At 67.2% G+C, this 16591-nt stretch carries 16 protein-coding genes; 8 read left to right on the top strand and 8 right to left on the bottom strand.

The annotated features are described in order from the left end of the window. Positions 1-42: 42 nt before the first annotated feature. Positions 43-1119 (bottom strand): tartrate dehydrogenase, encoded by a 1077-nt coding sequence (locus KHY18_RS13115; RefSeq protein WP_213300404.1) that lies wholly within the window; start codon positions 1117-1119, stop codon positions 43-45. A 93-nt stretch (positions 1120-1212) separates the two neighbouring features. On the opposite strand from KHY18_RS13115, the gene KHY18_RS13110 reads away from it, so the two are divergent. Continuing rightward, complete coding sequence (locus tag KHY18_RS13110) at positions 1213-2139, top strand: LysR substrate-binding domain-containing protein (protein ID WP_213300400.1); 927 nt, start codon at positions 1213-1215, stop codon at positions 2137-2139. Between the two features lie 24 nt (positions 2140-2163). Here the strand turns inward: KHY18_RS13110 and KHY18_RS13105 are convergent, their stop codons facing one another. Next, complete coding sequence (locus tag KHY18_RS13105; RefSeq protein WP_213300397.1) at positions 2164-3330, bottom strand: enolase C-terminal domain-like protein; 1167 nt, start codon at positions 3328-3330, stop codon at positions 2164-2166. Positions 3331-3346: 16 nt separating this feature from the next. After that, on the bottom strand, positions 3347-4336 hold the full coding sequence (locus tag KHY18_RS13100) for a Bug family tripartite tricarboxylate transporter substrate binding protein (RefSeq protein WP_213300394.1): 990 nt from the start codon (positions 4334-4336) through the stop codon (positions 3347-3349). Between the two features lie 111 nt (positions 4337-4447). Here KHY18_RS13100 and KHY18_RS13095 point away from each other — a divergent pair, with 111 nt between their 5' ends. Further along, entirely contained in the window at positions 4448-5173 is a 726-nt protein-coding gene (locus tag KHY18_RS13095; RefSeq protein ID WP_213300392.1) for a GntR family transcriptional regulator, read from the top strand. Between the two features lie 5 nt (positions 5174-5178). On the opposite strand, the gene KHY18_RS13090 is transcribed toward KHY18_RS13095, so the two are convergent. The 4 genes from KHY18_RS13090 to KHY18_RS13075 form a co-directional block, all read right to left on the bottom strand. Continuing rightward, entirely contained in the window at positions 5179-5544 is a 366-nt protein-coding gene (locus KHY18_RS13090) for a hypothetical protein (RefSeq protein WP_213300391.1), read from the bottom strand. Continuing rightward, the gene (locus tag KHY18_RS13085) at positions 5541-5999 is read right to left on the bottom strand and encodes a hypothetical protein (protein ID WP_213300388.1); all 459 of its coding nucleotides are present in this window, start codon (positions 5997-5999) and stop codon (positions 5541-5543) included. Before KHY18_RS13085 ends, KHY18_RS13090 begins: the two co-directional genes overlap by 4 nt. Positions 6000-6008: 9 nt before the next feature. Then, positions 6009-6998, bottom strand: coding sequence for a Bug family tripartite tricarboxylate transporter substrate binding protein (locus KHY18_RS13080; RefSeq protein ID WP_213300386.1), 990 nt, complete (start codon positions 6996-6998; stop codon positions 6009-6011). Between the two features lie 87 nt (positions 6999-7085). After that, positions 7086-8144: a beta-keto acid cleavage family enzyme gene (locus KHY18_RS13075; protein ID WP_213300384.1), complete on the bottom strand. Its 1059-nt coding sequence runs from the start codon at positions 8142-8144 to the stop codon at positions 7086-7088. A gap of 146 nt (positions 8145-8290) precedes the next feature. Here KHY18_RS13075 and KHY18_RS13070 point away from each other — a divergent pair, with 146 nt between their 5' ends. After that, entirely contained in the window at positions 8291-9322 is a 1032-nt protein-coding gene (locus KHY18_RS13070; RefSeq protein WP_213300381.1) for an AraC family transcriptional regulator, read from the top strand. 42 nt (positions 9323-9364) lie between these two features. Here KHY18_RS13070 and KHY18_RS13065 read toward each other — a convergent pair whose 3' ends face one another. Then, entirely contained in the window at positions 9365-10393 is a 1029-nt protein-coding gene (locus tag KHY18_RS13065; protein ID WP_249729106.1) for an AraC family transcriptional regulator, read from the bottom strand. Between the two features lie 322 nt (positions 10394-10715). Here KHY18_RS13065 and KHY18_RS13060 point away from each other — a divergent pair, with 322 nt between their 5' ends. The 5 genes from KHY18_RS13060 (at position 10716) to KHY18_RS13040 (ending at position 16386) form a co-directional block, all read left to right on the top strand. Then, complete coding sequence (locus tag KHY18_RS13060) at positions 10716-11696, top strand: quinone oxidoreductase family protein (RefSeq protein WP_213300378.1); 981 nt, start codon at positions 10716-10718, stop codon at positions 11694-11696. A gap of 13 nt (positions 11697-11709) precedes the next feature. Next, positions 11710-12552, top strand: a complete 843-nt coding sequence (locus tag KHY18_RS13055) for a TauD/TfdA dioxygenase family protein (RefSeq protein WP_213300374.1) — start codon at positions 11710-11712, stop codon at positions 12550-12552. A 19-nt stretch (positions 12553-12571) separates the two neighbouring features. After that, a complete protein-coding gene (locus tag KHY18_RS13050; RefSeq protein WP_213300371.1) occupies positions 12572-13558 on the top strand; it encodes a Bug family tripartite tricarboxylate transporter substrate binding protein in 987 nt (328 codons plus the stop codon). 87 nt (positions 13559-13645) lie between these two features. After that, positions 13646-14761 (top strand): porin, encoded by a 1116-nt coding sequence (locus KHY18_RS13045; protein WP_249729105.1) that lies wholly within the window; start codon positions 13646-13648, stop codon positions 14759-14761. Positions 14762-14832: 71 nt separating this feature from the next. Then, complete coding sequence (locus KHY18_RS13040) at positions 14833-16386, top strand: acetolactate synthase large subunit (protein ID WP_213300368.1); 1554 nt, start codon at positions 14833-14835, stop codon at positions 16384-16386. The last annotated feature ends 205 nt before the right edge of the window (positions 16387-16591 follow it).

Here is a 16591-nt window from a genome sequence, read left to right as displayed (position 1 = left end):
TGACATGCGCCGTTCCTATGCCCAGGGCCTGGCTGGCGCGGATCAGGCTGCCTGCACGCGCTCGGCAATCGCCACGCCGACATCGGGCGTGCTGGCCGTGCCGCCCATGTCGGGTGTGCGCGGGCCGCTGCGCAGCGTGTCTTCGATCGCCGCCATGATGTGGTCGTGCGCGGCTTTCTCGCCGAGGAAGTCGAGCATCAGCGCGCCCGACCAGATCATCGCTATCGGGTTGGCGATGTTCTTGCCGTAGATGTCGGGCGCCGAGCCATGCACGGGCTCGAACAGCGAGGGGAACAGGCGTTCGGGGTTCAGATTGGCCGATGGCGCCAGGCCTATCGTGCCCGTGGTCGCGGGGCCGAGATCGGACAGGATGTCGCCGAACAGGTTGGTCGCGGCCACCACGTCGAAGCGCCCGGGCTGCAGCACGAAGCGCGCGGTCAGGATGTCGATGTGCTGCTTGTCGAGCGCCACTTCGGGGTATTCGCTGGCGATCGCATCGGCGCGCTTGTCCCACCAGGGCATGCTCACGGCGATGCCGTTCGATTTGGTGGCCACGGTCACATGCTTGCGTTGGCGGCTTTGGGCCAGATCGAATGCATAGCGCAGCAGGCGGTCGGCGCCATGGCGCGAGAAGACCGCTTCCTGCATGACGACTTCACGCTGCGTGCCTTCGAACATGATGCCGCCGACCGAGGTGTACTCGCCTTCGGTGTTCTCGCGGATCACGATGTAGTCGATGTCGCCCGGCTTGCGCCCGGCCAGCGGGCTGGGAACGCCTTCGAACAGCCGCACCGGACGGTAGTTGATGTACTGGTCGAATTCGCGCCGGAACTTGAGCAGCGAGCCCCACAGCGACACATGGTCGGGCACCAGTTCGGGCCAGCCGACAGCGCCGAAGAAGATGGCGTCGAAGCCGCTGAGCGTCTGCTTCCAGTCGTCGGGCATCATCGCGCCGTGGGCCACGTAGTAGTCGCACGACGCCCAGTCGAACTGCACGAACTCGATGTCGAAACCGAAGGTCTGGGCCGCGGCGCTCAGCACGCGCACGCCTTCGGGAAGCACTTCCTTGCCTATGCCGTCGCCGGGAATGGCGGCGATGCGATAAGTGTTCTTTTTCATGGAAATCTCTGCGGACGGGTTGGGATGGCTGATGATAGGCAGCGACTCGATTGGAAACAATCCATCGATCTGTCAAATCAGAATGCACACTTCATGAATAATCATCTCCCCAGCCCCGAAGACCTCGAAGTCTTTGTCCAGGTGGTGCGCAGCGCCAATTTCTCGCAGGCGGCGAAGGACCTGGGCGTTTCGGCGTCGTTCATCACCAAGCGCGTGAAGATCCTCGAAACGCTGCTCGGCGCCCAGCTGTTCCACCGCTCCACGCGCAAGGTCAGCCTGAGCGAGGATGGCGAGCGCACCTATGTGTGGGCCCAGCGCATTCTGGACGACGTCGACAACCTGCTGGAAGACATTCGCGAAAAGCGCCTGGCGCCGCGCGGCGTGCTGCGCATATCGAGCAGCTTCGGCTTCGGCCGCAATGCCGTGGGGCCGATACTGGCTGGCCTGGCCCAGGCCTATCCCGCGCTCGAAATCCGCTTCGAAGTGTTCGACCGGCTGGTCGATGTGGGCGCCGAAGGTTTCGATCTGGACATTCGCGTGGGCGACGAGATCGCGCCCCACCACATCGCCAAACGCATTGCCGCCAACCACCGCATACTTTGCGCCTCGCCCGGCTATCTGCGCGACAAGGGCAGGCCGCGCACGCTGGCCGATCTGGCCCAGCACAGCTGCCTGGTGATTCGCGAGCGCGACCACCCGTTCGGCGTGTGGAAACTGCGCTCCGGCACGCGCGAAGTCGCGGTGCGTGTGCGCGGCCCGATGTCGACCAACCACGGCGAGATCGCGGTGCAGTGGGCGGTCAACGACATGGGCATAGTGCTGCGCTCCATCTGGGATGTGCAGGAACTGCTGCGCGCCGGCAAGCTGGTGCAGGTGCTGCCCAAGTACCGCCAGGAAGCCAATATCTGGGCGGTGTTCCCCGCGCGGCTGGAGACTTCGGCCAAGGTCAAGGTGGCGACGGAATGGATAGCGCGCGCGCTGCAGCAGGCGCCGTTCCTGAACGCCGCGCCCGCGGCCTAAGGGCAGACCGGGCGCGCGGCCCTCTCAACGCGTGAGCTGGCGTATCAGCGGCGCGAGCTCCTGCTTCTGTTCCAGCCCGAAGCCCGGCGCTTCGCTGGGCCGCACCTTGGCGTTGCGGATCTCGCAGGCGCTCGAATAGCCGCCAAACGGCTGGAAAACGCCGGGGTAGGCTTCGCAGGCGCCCAGGCCCAGGCCGACGACGATGTGCAGATTGATCAGGTGACCGCCATGGGGCACGGCCTGGCGCCGGTCGAAGCCATGGGCCTCGAGAATGTCTATCATGCGCGCGTATTCGGTCAGGCCGTAGCTCAGGCCCGCGTCCATCTGGAAGATGTCCTGGCCGGGGCGCATTCCGCCGAAGCGCACCAGGTTCAGCGTGTCGATGGCCGAGAACAGGTTCTCGCCGGTCGCGACCGGCCCGCCATACGCTTCTATCGCCTCGCGGTTGAGCTGGAAGTCGAGCGGATCGCCGATCTCCTCGAACCAGCGCAGTCCCAGCGGCTTGAGTTCCCTGGCATAGGCCTGCGCCGTGGCCAGGTCGAAGCGGCCGTTGGCGTCGACCATCAGCTGGGCCGGGCCGCCCGCCACCTTGAGCGCTTCTTCGACGCGCCGCATGTCTTCGGCCAGCGGCGCGCCGCCGATCTTCATCTTGAAGCTTTCGAAGCCCATGTCCCGGTAGGCCTGGAATTCGTCGTGCAGCGATTGACCGGTGCCGGCCGCGTAGTAGTAGCCGCCGCCCGTGTAGACCTCGACGGGCGCGACCTGCGGTGTGCGGCCGAAAGCGCGCGCGATGGTCGCGTAGGCGGGTTCGTCGGCGAGCTTGGCGTTCAGGTCCCAGATCGCGAGTTCTATCGCCGCGGCCGCGCCCGCGCGGTCCCCATGGCCGCCGGGTTTCTCGTTGCGCAAAATTGTGGCCAGCACCTTGGCGGCGTCGAATTGCCGCCCGCCTTCGGCGAGCAGCGAGGCCGGCGCGGCGGCGCGCAGGCGCGGAATCATGCGCGTTTGAATGATGCCGCTTTGCGCGAACCGGCCTATCGAGTTGAAGCCTATGCCGATCACCGGCTGGCCGTTGCGCACCACGTCGGTGACGACCGCCACCAGCGAGACCGTGTGCTCGGAAAAATTGACCACTGCGTTGGCGACTGCGCCTTCCAGCGGGACGGCGATTTCGCGTATGTCGACGATGCGCATGCTGTGCTTCCTGTTCTTATTCGGGTTGGATGCCGGCGGTCTTGATCACGCCGCCCCATTTCGCCAGTTCGCTGGCGATGAACTGCTCGAACTCGGGCGCCGAGCTGGCGATGGTGATCATTCCCAGGTTGGTCAGACGGGTCCTGACCGACTCTTCGGTCAGCACTTTCTTCAGGTCGGCGTTGATGCGATCGCGCAAACCGGGGTCTATGCCCTTGGGCCCGACGATGCCCAGCCAGCCCAGCGCGTCGAACCCGGCAACGCCGCTTTCGGCGATGGTCGGCACATCGGGCAGCTGCGGCACGCGCTTGGGGGTGGAGACCGCGAGCACGCGCATCTTGCCGCCCTTGACATGGGGCAGCACGCCCGGCAGCGAGTCGACCATGGCCTGCAACTGGCCGCCGATCAGATCGGTATAGGCGGGCGCGCTGCCGCGGTAGGGAATGTGCTTGATCTGCATGCCCGTGCGCTGCTTGAGCAGTTCGAAGGTCAGGTGCTGGAACGAGCCCACGCCGCCCGAGCCGTAGCTCAGCGCGCCGGGCGCGGCCTTGGTCGCGGCCAGCAGATCCTGCAGCGTCTTGTACGGCGAATCGGCGGCCACGACCAGTGCCTGGGCCACGCCCGCGACATTCATGATGGGCGTGAGTTCGCGCGGGTCGTAGCCCGCGTTCTTGTACAGGTGCGGGGCCGCGGCCAGCGGGCCGCTGGAGCCCAGCAGCAGCGTGTAGCCGTCCGCGGGCGCGGCCGCCGCGGCCTTGCTGCCCAAGGTGCCGCCCGCGCCGCCCTTGTTGTCGACCACCAGCGACTGCCCCCAGAGCTTGCCCAGCGGATCGCCGAGCACGCGCGCCAGCACGTCGCCGCTTTGGCCCGCGGTGAAGGGCACGATGATGGTCACCGGCTTGGCCGGGTACTTGGCCGGCGCGGCCTGGCTCCAGGCGGGTACGGGCGCCAGCGCCGCGGCAAGCGCCGAGCAGGCAAGGGACAGGTTCAGGCTTCTACGTCGCATGGTGGTCCTCGGTTGGAAAGCAGATGCCGGATGGTATATTTGTCCCTATGTTTGATATGTAGGGACATATCCGATGTACATATGCCGTACAAACCCAGGAAAGGTGCGCTGATGGCCGTAGCAAAGTACCAGCAAATGGCCGAGGAATTGATACAGCAGATCCGCGCCGGCGACCTGCCCGTGGGCGCGCTGCTGCCCACCGAGATGGAACTGATGGCGGCCTACCAGACCAGCCGCAACACCGTGCGCATGGCCTTGCAGCAGCTGCAGGCGCGCGGCCTGATTTCGCGCCGGCGCAACCGCGGAACGCTGGTCGAAGCGCTGCCCGGCGGCGTGGCAACGTTCACGCAATCGCTGTCGTTCGACAACCTGGTCATGCTCGCCAGCACGGCGCAGCGCACGCTGCTGGCTTCGGCCGATGTCGTGCTCGACACGGCGACGGCCAAGGCGCTGCAATGCCAGCCGGGCTCGCGCTGGTATCGGCTGTCCATGGTGCGCAATGTGCCCGGCAAGGCCAAGCCGCTGGGCTGGACCGACGCCTACATCGACCCGCATTACCGCCAGGTGGGCACGCTGGCCGAGCAGCAGCCGGACAAGCTGCTGGCCGACATCATCGAGACCGAGTTCGGCCGGCGCATAGAAAGCGTGGAGCAGACGGTGTCTTGCTGCTCGGTGACCGAAGACATGGCGCAGACGCTGGGCGCGGCGCGCGGCACGCCCGCGCTGCGCGTGCTCAAACATTACCGCGACGCGGCGCGCGCGCTGGTGATCGTGACCAGCACGCTCTATCCCGAAAATCGCTATTCGATCGTCACGACGCTCGCGCGCAGCGCCTGAGCCCTTCAGCCCAGCTGCCGTGCGCGCGCGCCCATGGCGGCCAGCAGTTCCAGCGCGCGCTGCGCGGCCTGCACGCCGCCGTCCATGTCGCCGCGCACGAACAGCGGCCGCAGCTCCTCGATTTCCTCGAGCTGGTCCATCAGTTCCGGCTCGGCGAGCCGGTATTTGCGCAGCACGCTGACCAGGGTCATGGAGGCATGGACCATGTCTTCGGCCGGCGTGCTCAGGCCTGTCCTGTGCAGGATGAAGTTGACCCAGTGCGTTGCGGCCAGCATCGCGGCCTCGATGCGGATTTCCCAATCGGCGTCGCTGAGCTTGGCCAGCGACTGCTCTATGCGCTCAGCTTTGTCGCGGTGGTTTTCGGGCGTCATGGCTGTTTCTCCTGCGGCACCAGGGCCTGGTAGACGGCGATGGCCTGGGACAGCGCGCGCTCGCACTCGGCGACGATCGCCGGCGTGGGGACGCGCTCCGCGCGCAGGCAAGGGTCGCGGTGTTCCTCGAGCGCATGCAAGGCCGCTTCGAGGCGCTCAATGGGCGCGGGCATGTCGCCGGGAATCTGGGGCCAGCCCACATGGCTCACATCGCCCGGGCCGCGCAGTTCGCGCCGCCAGCCGCCGTCGGCCTGCGGCACCACATGCACGCCGGGAATGGTGGAAAAGGCCCGGTCCTCGCTGGTCAGGCCGCAGGCGTGCAGCGCCGCGTTCCAGATATTGGTGCCCGCGGTCAGGCTGCTCCAATACCAGAGCTCGAAATCCTGCAGCGGGTCCAGGCGCTCGCGCAGCTGCAGCAGGCGGCGGATCTTGTCGGCGTGGGAAGCAATCTTCATGGGGCGGCTTCACTCCGGGCGGATATTGCCGTCGGCCACCACCTTGCGCCAGACGGCGAGATCATCGGTCAGCGTCTGCACAAACACTTCGCGACTGACCGCGGGCGCGGGCGGAATGTTGGCCTGGCGCAGCGCTTCCTTGAACGCGGGCTTGATCACCTCCGCGTTGATCGCGGCATGCAGGCGCTCGAGAATGGGGCGGGGCGTGTTCCTGGGCGCGAAAACGCCTTGCCAGCCCGCGGCGGTGAACGGGTAGCCTTGCTCCGACAGCACCTGCACATCGGGCAGCTTGGGGCTGCGCACGGTGCCGGTCAGGGCGATGCCGCGCAGCTTGCCCTGGGCGATGAAGCCCAGCGGCGACACCACGTCGACCCAGCCTATGGGAATCACGCCGGCAACGATGTCGGTGAGCAGCGCGGGCGTTGATTTGTAGGGCACATGTTCTATCGACAAGCCTTCGCGCTGCTTGATCCACTCCATGGTCAGGTGGCCGTTCGAGCCCACGCCCCAGGAGCCATACGACTGGTATTTCTGCGGCTCCTTGCGCAGCAGGGCCACCAGTTCAGGCAGTGTCTTCGCGGGCACGGAAGAGTGCACGGTCAGCAGCACGCCGCCCACGGACGACAGCGCCACGGGCTCCAGATCACGCAAGGTCTTGATCGACAGCGCGGGATTGAGCGCCTCGGCCATCACCATGGACGAGGCCGTGCTGTGCAAGATGGTGTAGCCGTCGGGCGCGGCGTTCTTCACCACCGACGAGCCGATCACGCCATTCGCGCCGGGGCGGTTGTCGATGACGAAAGGCTGGCCCAACGTCTCCTGCAGGCGCGCATAGAGCTGGCGCGCCATGGTGTCGAGAATGCCGCCGGCGCCGCCGGGAACGATCACTTTCACGGGACGCGACGGCCAGTCTTTGCTGCTTTCGGCCGCGGCTGCCAGGCCGCCCGCCAGCGCTGCGGCGGCGCCCAGCACGATTTCTCTGCGGTTCAAAGTCGTCATTTTTGCATTCCTTGATCCAGGTGGGCGTGCACCTTGGCGCACGCTTGTCTCCCCATCCATTTCCTGCCGCCGCAGGCCCGCAGACCGTCAATCCGGCTTGCGCAAAAAGCCCTGGTTGCCGCCCTTGCGGTTGGGCGCGAAGCCGTTCCTGGCCAGGGTCTCGTCGGCGGTCTCGTAGAACACGTCGAGCTGCAGGATGTCGCGTGCCTGCTGGGCGGTGGCGATGGGGCGGCCGAACTCGCCGGCGATGCGCACCAGCTGCTTGATCTGTTCGACCGAACTCATCTTGCCCGTGCGCTGCTGGTTCCACAGCACGTCCTCGATGCCGCAGCGCACATGCAGGCCCAGGGCCATGCCTATCATGTTGATGGGCAGCACGTTGAGCACCGAGCTTTCGACGGTGATCACCGCGTTGTCGGGCGCGGCGCGCAGGAAGTTGGCCAGGTTGTAGATGTTGGCCTGGTCCATGCCGCCGCTGATCGCCACCCAGTTCATCACCAGCGGGCCCTTGTAGACGCCGCGGCGGATCATGCGCTCTATGGTCTCGAAGCTGTTGATGTTGTAGCACTGGAACGCGCTCTGTATGCCCGCGGCAGACAGGCGGCGCACATGCTCCTCGGCCCAGCTCGGGTTCGAGGGCACGATCATGTCCTTGTAGGTGTTGTACAGATGCGGGAAGCCGCGCGACACGCCGCGGAAATCGTCTTCGCCCGCGTGCTCGGTGACGTTCATCTGCGTGGTGTTGACGGTCACCGTCACCTGGTCGGGCTTGGGGCTCAGTTCGGCCAGCATGTGGCGCGTGTCGTCCGACAGCCATTTGGCGGCCGAGCCGTCGTCTTCGGGCGCGAAGCTGATCGAGCCTCCGACCTGTATCACCATTTCGGGCACGCGCGCGCGCACGCCGGCGATCAGTTCGTTGAACATCGACAGCCGCTTGCTGCCCTTGCCGTCGGCTTCGCGCACATGCAGGTGCAGCACGGTGGCACCGGCTTCGTAGCAGTCGACGGCCTTCTGGATCTGCTCTTCCATGGTGACCGGAATGTCTTCGGGGAAGTCCGAGGGAATCCAGCCCGGCGCGTAGGGCGCGGCGGTGATGATCAGCGGCTGCTGGTTTTCGGGGTAGAGGTGGCCGTCGAGGAAGTTCATGCGGGGTCTCCGAAGTGAAATGGAACCTGGTGAATCGGTGACCCAGTGTCTGGCGCGCCCTGCGTTTGGACTTGCTTTTATGGGACGTAGAATTGCTTATCCGGGACAAAGGCCGCGAGCGCCGCGGCGCACGCACATCGAGGAACATGAAACAGATTTCGCATTTCGTGCGCAGCGCCAGCCTCAACGGCTATGTCGAGCTGGTGCAGTCGCTGGGCCGCGACCCGCATGTGTTCCTGCGCAGCGTGGGCCTGCAGGCGCGGTTTCTCGACGACCCCGAACTGCTGATTCCGCGCGATGCGGCGCGCGAGTTGCTGGAGATCACGGCGCGCGCCACGCACACCGAAGACCTGGCGCTGCGCCTGGCGGCCCGGCGCCGGCTCTCGGCGCTGGGCCCGATCAGCCTGGTGCTGCGCGAGGCGGCCACGCCCAGGGAAGCGCTAGCCACGCTGTGCCGCTATCTGAAGCTGGTGAACGCGTCGCTCATTCTTCATGTCGAAGATGCGCACAACGTGGTGGTCATACGCGAAGAGCTGCTGCCCACGCCCGGGCTGCAGATGCGCCAATCGGTGGAACTCGCGGTCGGCGGCATGTTCCGCATGCTCAGCGAATTGACCGGGCCGCACTGGCAGCCGCTCGACGTGTTCTTCACCCACCGCCCGCCCGCCAACGCAGCCGCGCACCGTGCCTTTTTTCGGCGCAGCGTGAAGTTCAATCAGGAGTTCAACGGCCTGGTCTGCCGCGCCAGCGACCTGGCGCAGCCGCGCGCGCCCGGCGACCCGGTGGCTGCGGGCTTTGCGCGCAAACACCTCGAAGCCGCGCTGGTGGAGCGCGGCGACAGCGCGCAGGAAACCTGTCGTCAGATCATGCTCGCGCTGCTGCCTGGCGGCAGCTGCACGGCGGTCGAGCTGGCGCGCTTCCTGCACATCGACAGACGCACGCTGCACCGCCGGCTGCTTGCCGAGGGGCTTACATTCAGCGGCCTGCTCGACCAGGTGCGCGCCGATCTTGCCCGGCGCCATTTGCGCGAGAGCGACCGGCCGCTGGCGGAAGTCGCCGAGCTGCTGGGCTTCGCGCGCCCCAGCAGCTTCAGCCATTGGTTCCAGAGCCTGTTCGGCTGCAGCGCTTCGCAGTGGAAAAAGCAGGCGGCGCAGCAGGCGCCTGAAGGGCTGGCCTGATTTTTAGCCGCTAAAACGCGGTGGCGGCGATGGGGCCGGGTTTCAGCCCGGCCCGGACAGATGCTGCAGGCGCCACTGACTGGGGCTTTGCTGGAAGTGCTTGCTGAACCAGCGCGTGAACGAGCTGTTTTCGGCGAAGCCCGACAGCGCCGCAGCTTCGCTGACCGACAGATGCGGGTTCTTCAGCGCCCGCACCGCGGCCTGGCTGCGCACCGCGTCCAGCGTTTCCTGGAAGCTGGTGTTGCGGCCTTCGAGCTGGCGTTGCAGCGAGCGCGAAGTGCAGCCCAGCGCGCTTGCGACCTGGGCGATGCCGTGGCGCCCGTGCGGCAGCAGCGACTGCAGCGTGTTCTGCACCCGCTGCTCGACTTCGCGTGACGAGGGGCGCGGCGCATGCGCGTCGATCAGCTGGCGCGCGTGGCCTTCCATGTGGTGGTCGTATTCGGGGTCGATCCGCTGCAGGTCCTGGTTGCTCAGCACGATGCCGTCGAAGTGCGAGGCAAACACCGTTTCGCAGCCCAGCACGCGCCGGTGCTGGGCCGAACTCGCGGGTGCGCTGTGCGTGAAGTGCACGCTGACCGGGTTCCAGTCGCGGCCCAGCTGGTGGCGGCACAGGCTCAGCAGGGCCGCTATGCCCAGCTCCATGGGATGGCGGCCCGGCGTGTCGCGCTCGGTGCGCAGGTGCAGCTGGATGATGGACAGCCGCTGCTGGGTCACGATCTCGGTGGTGATCGTGCTGCTGATCAGGTGCGGGTAGTCCTTGAGCGTCTGCAGCAGCGCGGCCAGGCTGGCCTGGTGCTGCAGCAGCAGGCTGATGGGGCCGAAGTCGGACAGCTTCCAGTACGCGCCCATGAGCAGGCCCAGCGCGGCATTGCCCGCATGCGCGGAAGAGGTCTCCAGCATCTGGGCGAACGCGGTCTCGGGCACCTGCAGGTCGGGGGAGTTCAGGCAGCTGTGGTCCAGCCCGGCCTGCCTGAGCATGCGCAGCGGGTCCAGCCCGAATTCCTGCGCGACTTGCGCATATTTGTTCAGGCTGATGCTGCGGATGCGCGGCGTCATGGACAGGGCGGACATGTGCTTTGGGCGTGGGGGACTGAGGCCATTGGGAAGCACGGACTGACCCGGCAACGCGGTTGCCAGGCCATTGCTTTGAGTTTTGCTGAGGTATATCAATATCGATGGGGCCGGTCAATGGTGGAAACGCCGGCCTTGAGGCCCTGCTGTCGGGGCTACGGGAAGACCCCGGGGGGAGTTTCCCGTGGTCGCACGAGAGGACAACTGCCTGTCGCAATCGGTCAAGTCGCGGACCGGGCTCAGATCCGAGAATTTTCTCCAGACGGCGGGCAATGGGTGAAGGCCTGGAATGCCTGCCGCGGCGAACTTCAAGGAGACAGAAATGGCACAAATCATCACTTTCGCCCGCACCGGCGGCCCCGAGGTCCTGGAGTTGCACACGGTGAGCGTCGGCGAGCCCGGCCCGGGCCAGGTGCGGCTGCAGCAAAAGGCCGTGGGCCTGAACTACGCGGACACCTATTTCCGCACCGGCATCTATCCCGTGCCCCTGCCCAGCGGCATGGGGGTGGAGGCGGCCGGCGTGGTGACCGCGGTGGGCGCGGGCGTGGACAACGTGGCCGTGGGCGACCGCGTGACCTATACCGGCTTCACCAACACGCTGGGCGCGTACAGCAGCGAGCGGCTGATTCCCGCCGCGCCCTTGATCCGGCTGCCCGACGGAATCGATTTCGAGACCGCGGCCTGCATCACCATGCGCGGCCTGACCTCGGCCTACCTGATGCGCCGCATCTATCCGTTCCAGGGCCACGAGACCATCATGCTGCACGCCGCGGCCGGCGGCGTCGGGCTGATCCTCACGCAATGGGCCAAGCTGCTGGGACTGACGGTGATTGGCACGGTGTCGACCGAAGCCAAGGCCGAGGTGGCGCGCGCCCACGGCTGCGACCATGTGATCAATTACAGCCACGAGGACGTGGTGGCGCGGGTGCGCGAAATCACTGGCGGCGCGGGCGTGGCCGTGGTGTTCGACAGCGTGGGCAAGGACACCTTCATGGCCTCGCTCGACTGCCTGCAGCGCCGCGGCCTGCTGGTCTGCGTGGGCACGGCGTCGGGAAAGATAGAACCGTTCGATCCGGCCATCCTGGGGCGCAAGGGCTCGCTGTTCGTCACGCGCCCGGCGCTGGCCGACTACATCGCCGACCCCGCGGAAAAGCAGGCCCTGCTGACCGAGCTGTTCGCCCATGTGGCGGCCGGGCGCATACGCATCGACATCCACAAGCGCTATGCGCTGGCCGACGCCGCGCAGGCGCACCGCGATCTCGAATCCCGCAAGACCGTGGGCGCTTCGGTCTTCACCATCTGAGAAGGAGCAGACCATGAAAGTCGAACAACTGACCTGCACCATCGGTGCCGAAGTATCGGGCGTGGGCCTGGGCGATGCGTCGCGCGATACCGGCCTGGCCGATGAAATCAAGGCCTTGCTGCTGCGCCACAAGGTGCTGTTCTTTCGCGACCAGGAGATCACGCGCGCCGAGCATGTGGCGTTCGCGCGCCATTTCGGCGAGCTCGAAGACCATCCCGTGGCGGGCAGCGATCCCGACCACCCCGGCCTGGTGCAGATCTACCGCAGCGACAAGCGCGAGAACTACGAGAACAGCTACCACACCGACGGGCAGTGGCGCGAGACGCCGACCATGGGCTGCGTGCTGCGCTGCATCGAATGCCCGCCCGTGGGCGGCGACACCATCTGGGTCAACATGGCCGAGGCCTACCGCAACCTGCCGGGCGACATCCAGAAGAAGATCGCCGGGCTCAAGGCCAAGAACAGCATAGAGCATGGCTTCGGCGCCGTGATGCCCGAGGAGCAGCGCCTGGCGCTGGGGCGCCAGCATCCGCCCGTGGAGCACCCCGTGGTGCGCACCCACCCCGAAACCGGCGAGAAGGTGCTGTTCGTGAGCAGCTTCACCACCCATTTCGCGAACTTCCACACGCCCGACAACGTGCGCTACGGCCAGGACAAGACGCCGGGCGCGAGCCTGCTGCTCAACTACCTGACCAGCCAGGCGGCCATCCCCGAGTACCAGGTGCGTTTTCGCTGGAAGCCCAACAGCGTGGCGATGTGGGACAACCGCTGCACCCAGCATTACGCGGTGCAGGATTACTGGCCCGCGCCGCGCAAAATGGAGCGCGCGGCCATCATCGGCGACAAGCCGTACTGACACCGCAGGGGAGACAAGCATGAAACAACAACGCAGTGCAGGGTGGTGGGGTGGGATGTTGGCGGTCGGCCTGTTCGGCGCGGCGCTGACGGCCCAGGCGCAGCCGGCCTGGCCGGCCAAGCCGATTCGCCTCCTGGTCGGTGCGCCGCCCGGCGGCAGCGCCGACTCCCTGGCCCGGCTGCTGGCCGAGGGCCTGCAGCACGAGCTGGGCAAGCCGGTGATCGTGGAATCGAAGCCGGGCGCCGCGGGCGTGCTGGCGGTCAATGATCTGCTGGCCAACGGCAAGGACGGCCATACCTTTCTGGTGATACAGGGCGGCATCGTGAGCGAGACGCCGCTGGCCTACAAGGTCAACTACCAGCCGTTCAAGGACTTGAAACCCCTGGCCCAGATCAGCCGCACGGGACTGGTGCTGGTCGCCAACAAGGAGGTGCCCGCGGCCAACCTGCAGGAATTGCTGGCCTACGCCAAGGCGCAAAAGGAGGGGCTCAACTTCGCGTCCTACGCCACCGGCATGAAGGGCCATACCTCGGGCATGCTGCTGGGACAGCTGGCCCAGGTGGAGATGAAGCATGTGGGCTACAAAGGCTCGCCGCCGGGGCTCACCGACTTGATGGGCGGCCATGTGCCGCTGATGTTCGACGGCCTGCCCAGCTCGCTGCCGCTGATCAAGGCCGGCAAGATCAAGGCGATTGCCGTGAACTACCCGACGCGCATCGCCGAGTTGCCGCAGGTGCCGACGTTCAAGGAGCTGGGCTACCCGCAGTTGGCGCAGGCCGGCTGGTTCGCGGTCTGGTCGCGGCCCGATGCGCCGCCCGAAGTGCAGCAGAAGATCCGCGAGCTGACGCTCAAGCATTTCCAGCAAGCCGCCGTGCAGGCGCGTGTGCGGGAGATGGGCATGGACGCTCCGGGCAGCGCCACGTCGGATGAATTGATGGCTGACCTCAAGCAGGCCCACCAGCAGCAGGCCGCGCTGCTCAAGTCGATCAACTACCAGCCGCAATAAAGCCGGCCTTCCTTTGTTTTTCGCGCCTCGGGTGAACCCAGGCGCAGCGTTCGCGTGCCAATCATTATTCCAACGGAGACCACGGTGATGAACAAGAAAATACTCTGGAGCGTGCTGGCCCTGGCGCCGCAGCTGGCGCTCGCGCAAACCGGCGCGGGGCAAACCGGCGTCAGCGTCTATGGTGTGGTCGACATGGCGCTGTCGTCGTACAGGGGCGAGGGCGCGGGTTCGCGCCAGATGGTCACATCGAGCGGCAACCAGGCCAGCCGCCTGGGCTTCAAGGGGCGCGAGGCGCTGGCCGGTGGCCTGTGGGCCGGCTTCGAACTGGAGTCGGGGCTCAATACCGACACCGGCACGGGCCAGGCGAGCAACACCAACAACCAGGCCTCGGGCGCGGTGAATCCCAATGGCGGCATCACGTTCAACCGCAAGTCCTATGTCTATCTCGAAGGCCGGGACTGGGGCCAACTGCGCCTGGGGCGCGACTACACGCCCGCGTTCTGGAACCTGTTCGCCTTCGACCCGTTTCGCGTGGGCGTGGGCATGAGCGGCCATGTGCTCAACGGCACGACGGCCACGGGCTTTCGCGCGTCGAACTCCTTGGGCTACTTCTCGCCGGGCTGCACGACCTTCCAGTGCAAGGGCCTGTTCTTCCAGGGCATGCTGGCCGCGGGCGAGAACGCCGGCAGCGATGCGACAAAGCGCGACGGCAATCTCTACGCCTGGCGCCTGGGCTATGGCGGCGCGAACTTCGACATCGCCGTGGCATCGGCCACGACCAGGAACGCGGCTGTGGGCGACTTCGTGCAGACCAATATCGGCGGCGCCTACCAGTGGCAGGGCCACAGGCTGATGGCCCTGGTCGGCCAGAACCGCACCGACCTTCCCGTCGCCGCGCTGTCGGGCACCAGCCGTGGGCGCTTCTGGCAGCTGGGCGCGTGGATCTCGGTCGGCACGGGCTACATCCCCGTGAGCTACATGGAGCTGCAGCGCAACGACGCGGCCGACAGCGCGGCGCGCAAGCTGGCCTTGGGCTATGTGCACCCGCTGTCCAAGCGCACCACGTTGTACGGCACCTATGCGCATGTGACCAACAAGGGCGCGCTGCGCCTGCCCGTCAGCTCGGGCGCCGAGCAGGGGCCGGTGCCGGTGCTGGGCGGCAATGCCTCGGGCTTCGATCTGGGCATTCGCCACGTGTTCTGAGCCTGGCTCGGCGTCTCGATCTTCCCGCGGCCGCATGCGGCCGCGTTTTACTTTCCATAGCGGGATTTCCCATGAACGGCGCAGAAAAGCTAGTCCACACGCTGCTCGACCACCAGGTCGATATGTGTTTCACCAACCCCGGCACTTCGGAGATGCACTTTGTCGCCGCGCTCGACAGGACTGACGGCATGCGCTGCGTGCTGGGTCTGCACGAGACCGTGGTCACGGGTGCGGCCGATGGCTACTACCGCATGGCCGACCGGCCGGCCGCCACCTTGCTGCATCTGGGCCCTGGCCTGGCCAACGGCCTGGCCAATCTGCACAACGCGAAGAAGGCGCGCTCGGGCATCGTCAACATCGTGGGCGACCATGCGGTGGCGCATCTGCAGCTCGACGCGCCGCTGACGTCCGACATCCATGGCGTCGCGGCGCCCATGTCGCAGTGGGTGCGCACCAGCGCCGGCGTGGCCGACATCGCGGCCGACGGCGCCGAGGCCGTGCGCCAGGCGAATGCGCGCCCGGGGCGCATCGCGACGCTGGTACTGCCGGCCAATGTGGCCTGGTCCGAAGTGCCCGACGCGCCTGCGCCGGCCGCGGCCGTGGCGACGCCCTCGGCCGACACGGAAGTGCCCGATTTCGATCGCATAGTCCAGGCATTGCGCGACCAGCCCCGGTCGACCTTGCTGCTGCTGGGCGACCGCGCGCTGCGCGCGTCCTGTACCGAGATCGCGGGCCGCATCGCCGCGGCCACGGGCTGCGCGCTGCGCGCCGAGTTCTATACCGCGCGCCTGGAGCGGGGCGCGGGGCGCGTGGCCGTGCCGCGCCTGCCGTACGCGGTGGCGCCCGGTCTGGCGGCGCTGGCCGGCTTCCAGCGCATCATTCTGGTCGGCGCCAAGCCGCCCGTGGCGTTCTTTGCCTACCCGGACCAGCCGGGCCGGCTGTCGGCGCCGGGCTGTGAATTCCTCACGCTGGCCACGCCCGAAGACGCGCCACAGCAAGCGCTGCAGGCGCTCAGCGCAGCACTGGGCGCGCAGAAGGTGCTGCCGGCCCTGGCCGTTCAAGGCGAGCAGCCCTTGCTCAGCGGCGCGCTCACGCCCGAAGGCATAGGCCGCACGCTCGCCGCCACCTTGCCGGCCCAGGCCATCGTCGTCGAAGAGGCCATGACCACGGGCCGGGGCTTCGACGCGCTCACGGCCCAGGCCGCGCCGCACGACTGGCTCACGAGCTGCGGCGGTGCCATCGGCTTTGCGCTGCCCGCGGCCGTGGGCGCGGCGCTGGCCGCGCCGGGGCGGCGCGTGCTCGCGCTCGAAGGCGACGGCAGCGGCATGTATACGCTGCAGTCGCTGTGGACCATGGCGCGCGAGAACCTCGACGTCACGGTGGTGATCTTCGTCAACCGCGCCTACGGCATTCTGCGCGGCGAGCTGGCCGCCGTGGGCGCGGGCACGCCGGGCAGGCGCGCCCAGGACATGTTGTCGCTGCAGCGCCCCGACCTCGACTGGTCCAGCCTGGCCAAGGGCATGGGCGTGCCGGCCGTGCGCGTGGACGATCTGCAGGCGCTGGGCCTGGCGCTGCTGCGCTCGTATGCGACGCCCGGGCCGACGCTGATTGAAGCGATTCTGTAGCGCCCGCGCTGCATGGCGCTCAGGTCAGAAAGAGCGGGCTCAACGGCGTTCAGGAAACGGCGCTTTGGTTGTGCCGTTGTTCGCTGGGGGCTGTGCCAGCGGCTGCTGTGACTTGGCTTTTCGAAGCCGGGTCTCGGCCCGGCAGCCGACCTCCTTTCTTGTCGCGCGACAAGAAAGGAGGCAAAGAAACGCGCCCCTGCTGTCT

It is taken from the genome of Acidovorax sp. CCYZU-2555 (genome assembly GCF_018413525.1).
GTDB lineage: Bacteria > Pseudomonadota > Gammaproteobacteria > Burkholderiales > Burkholderiaceae_C > Comamonas.
Note: the sequence above shows the minus strand (reverse complement) of the source record. Positions and strands in the feature narration are given on the sequence as shown.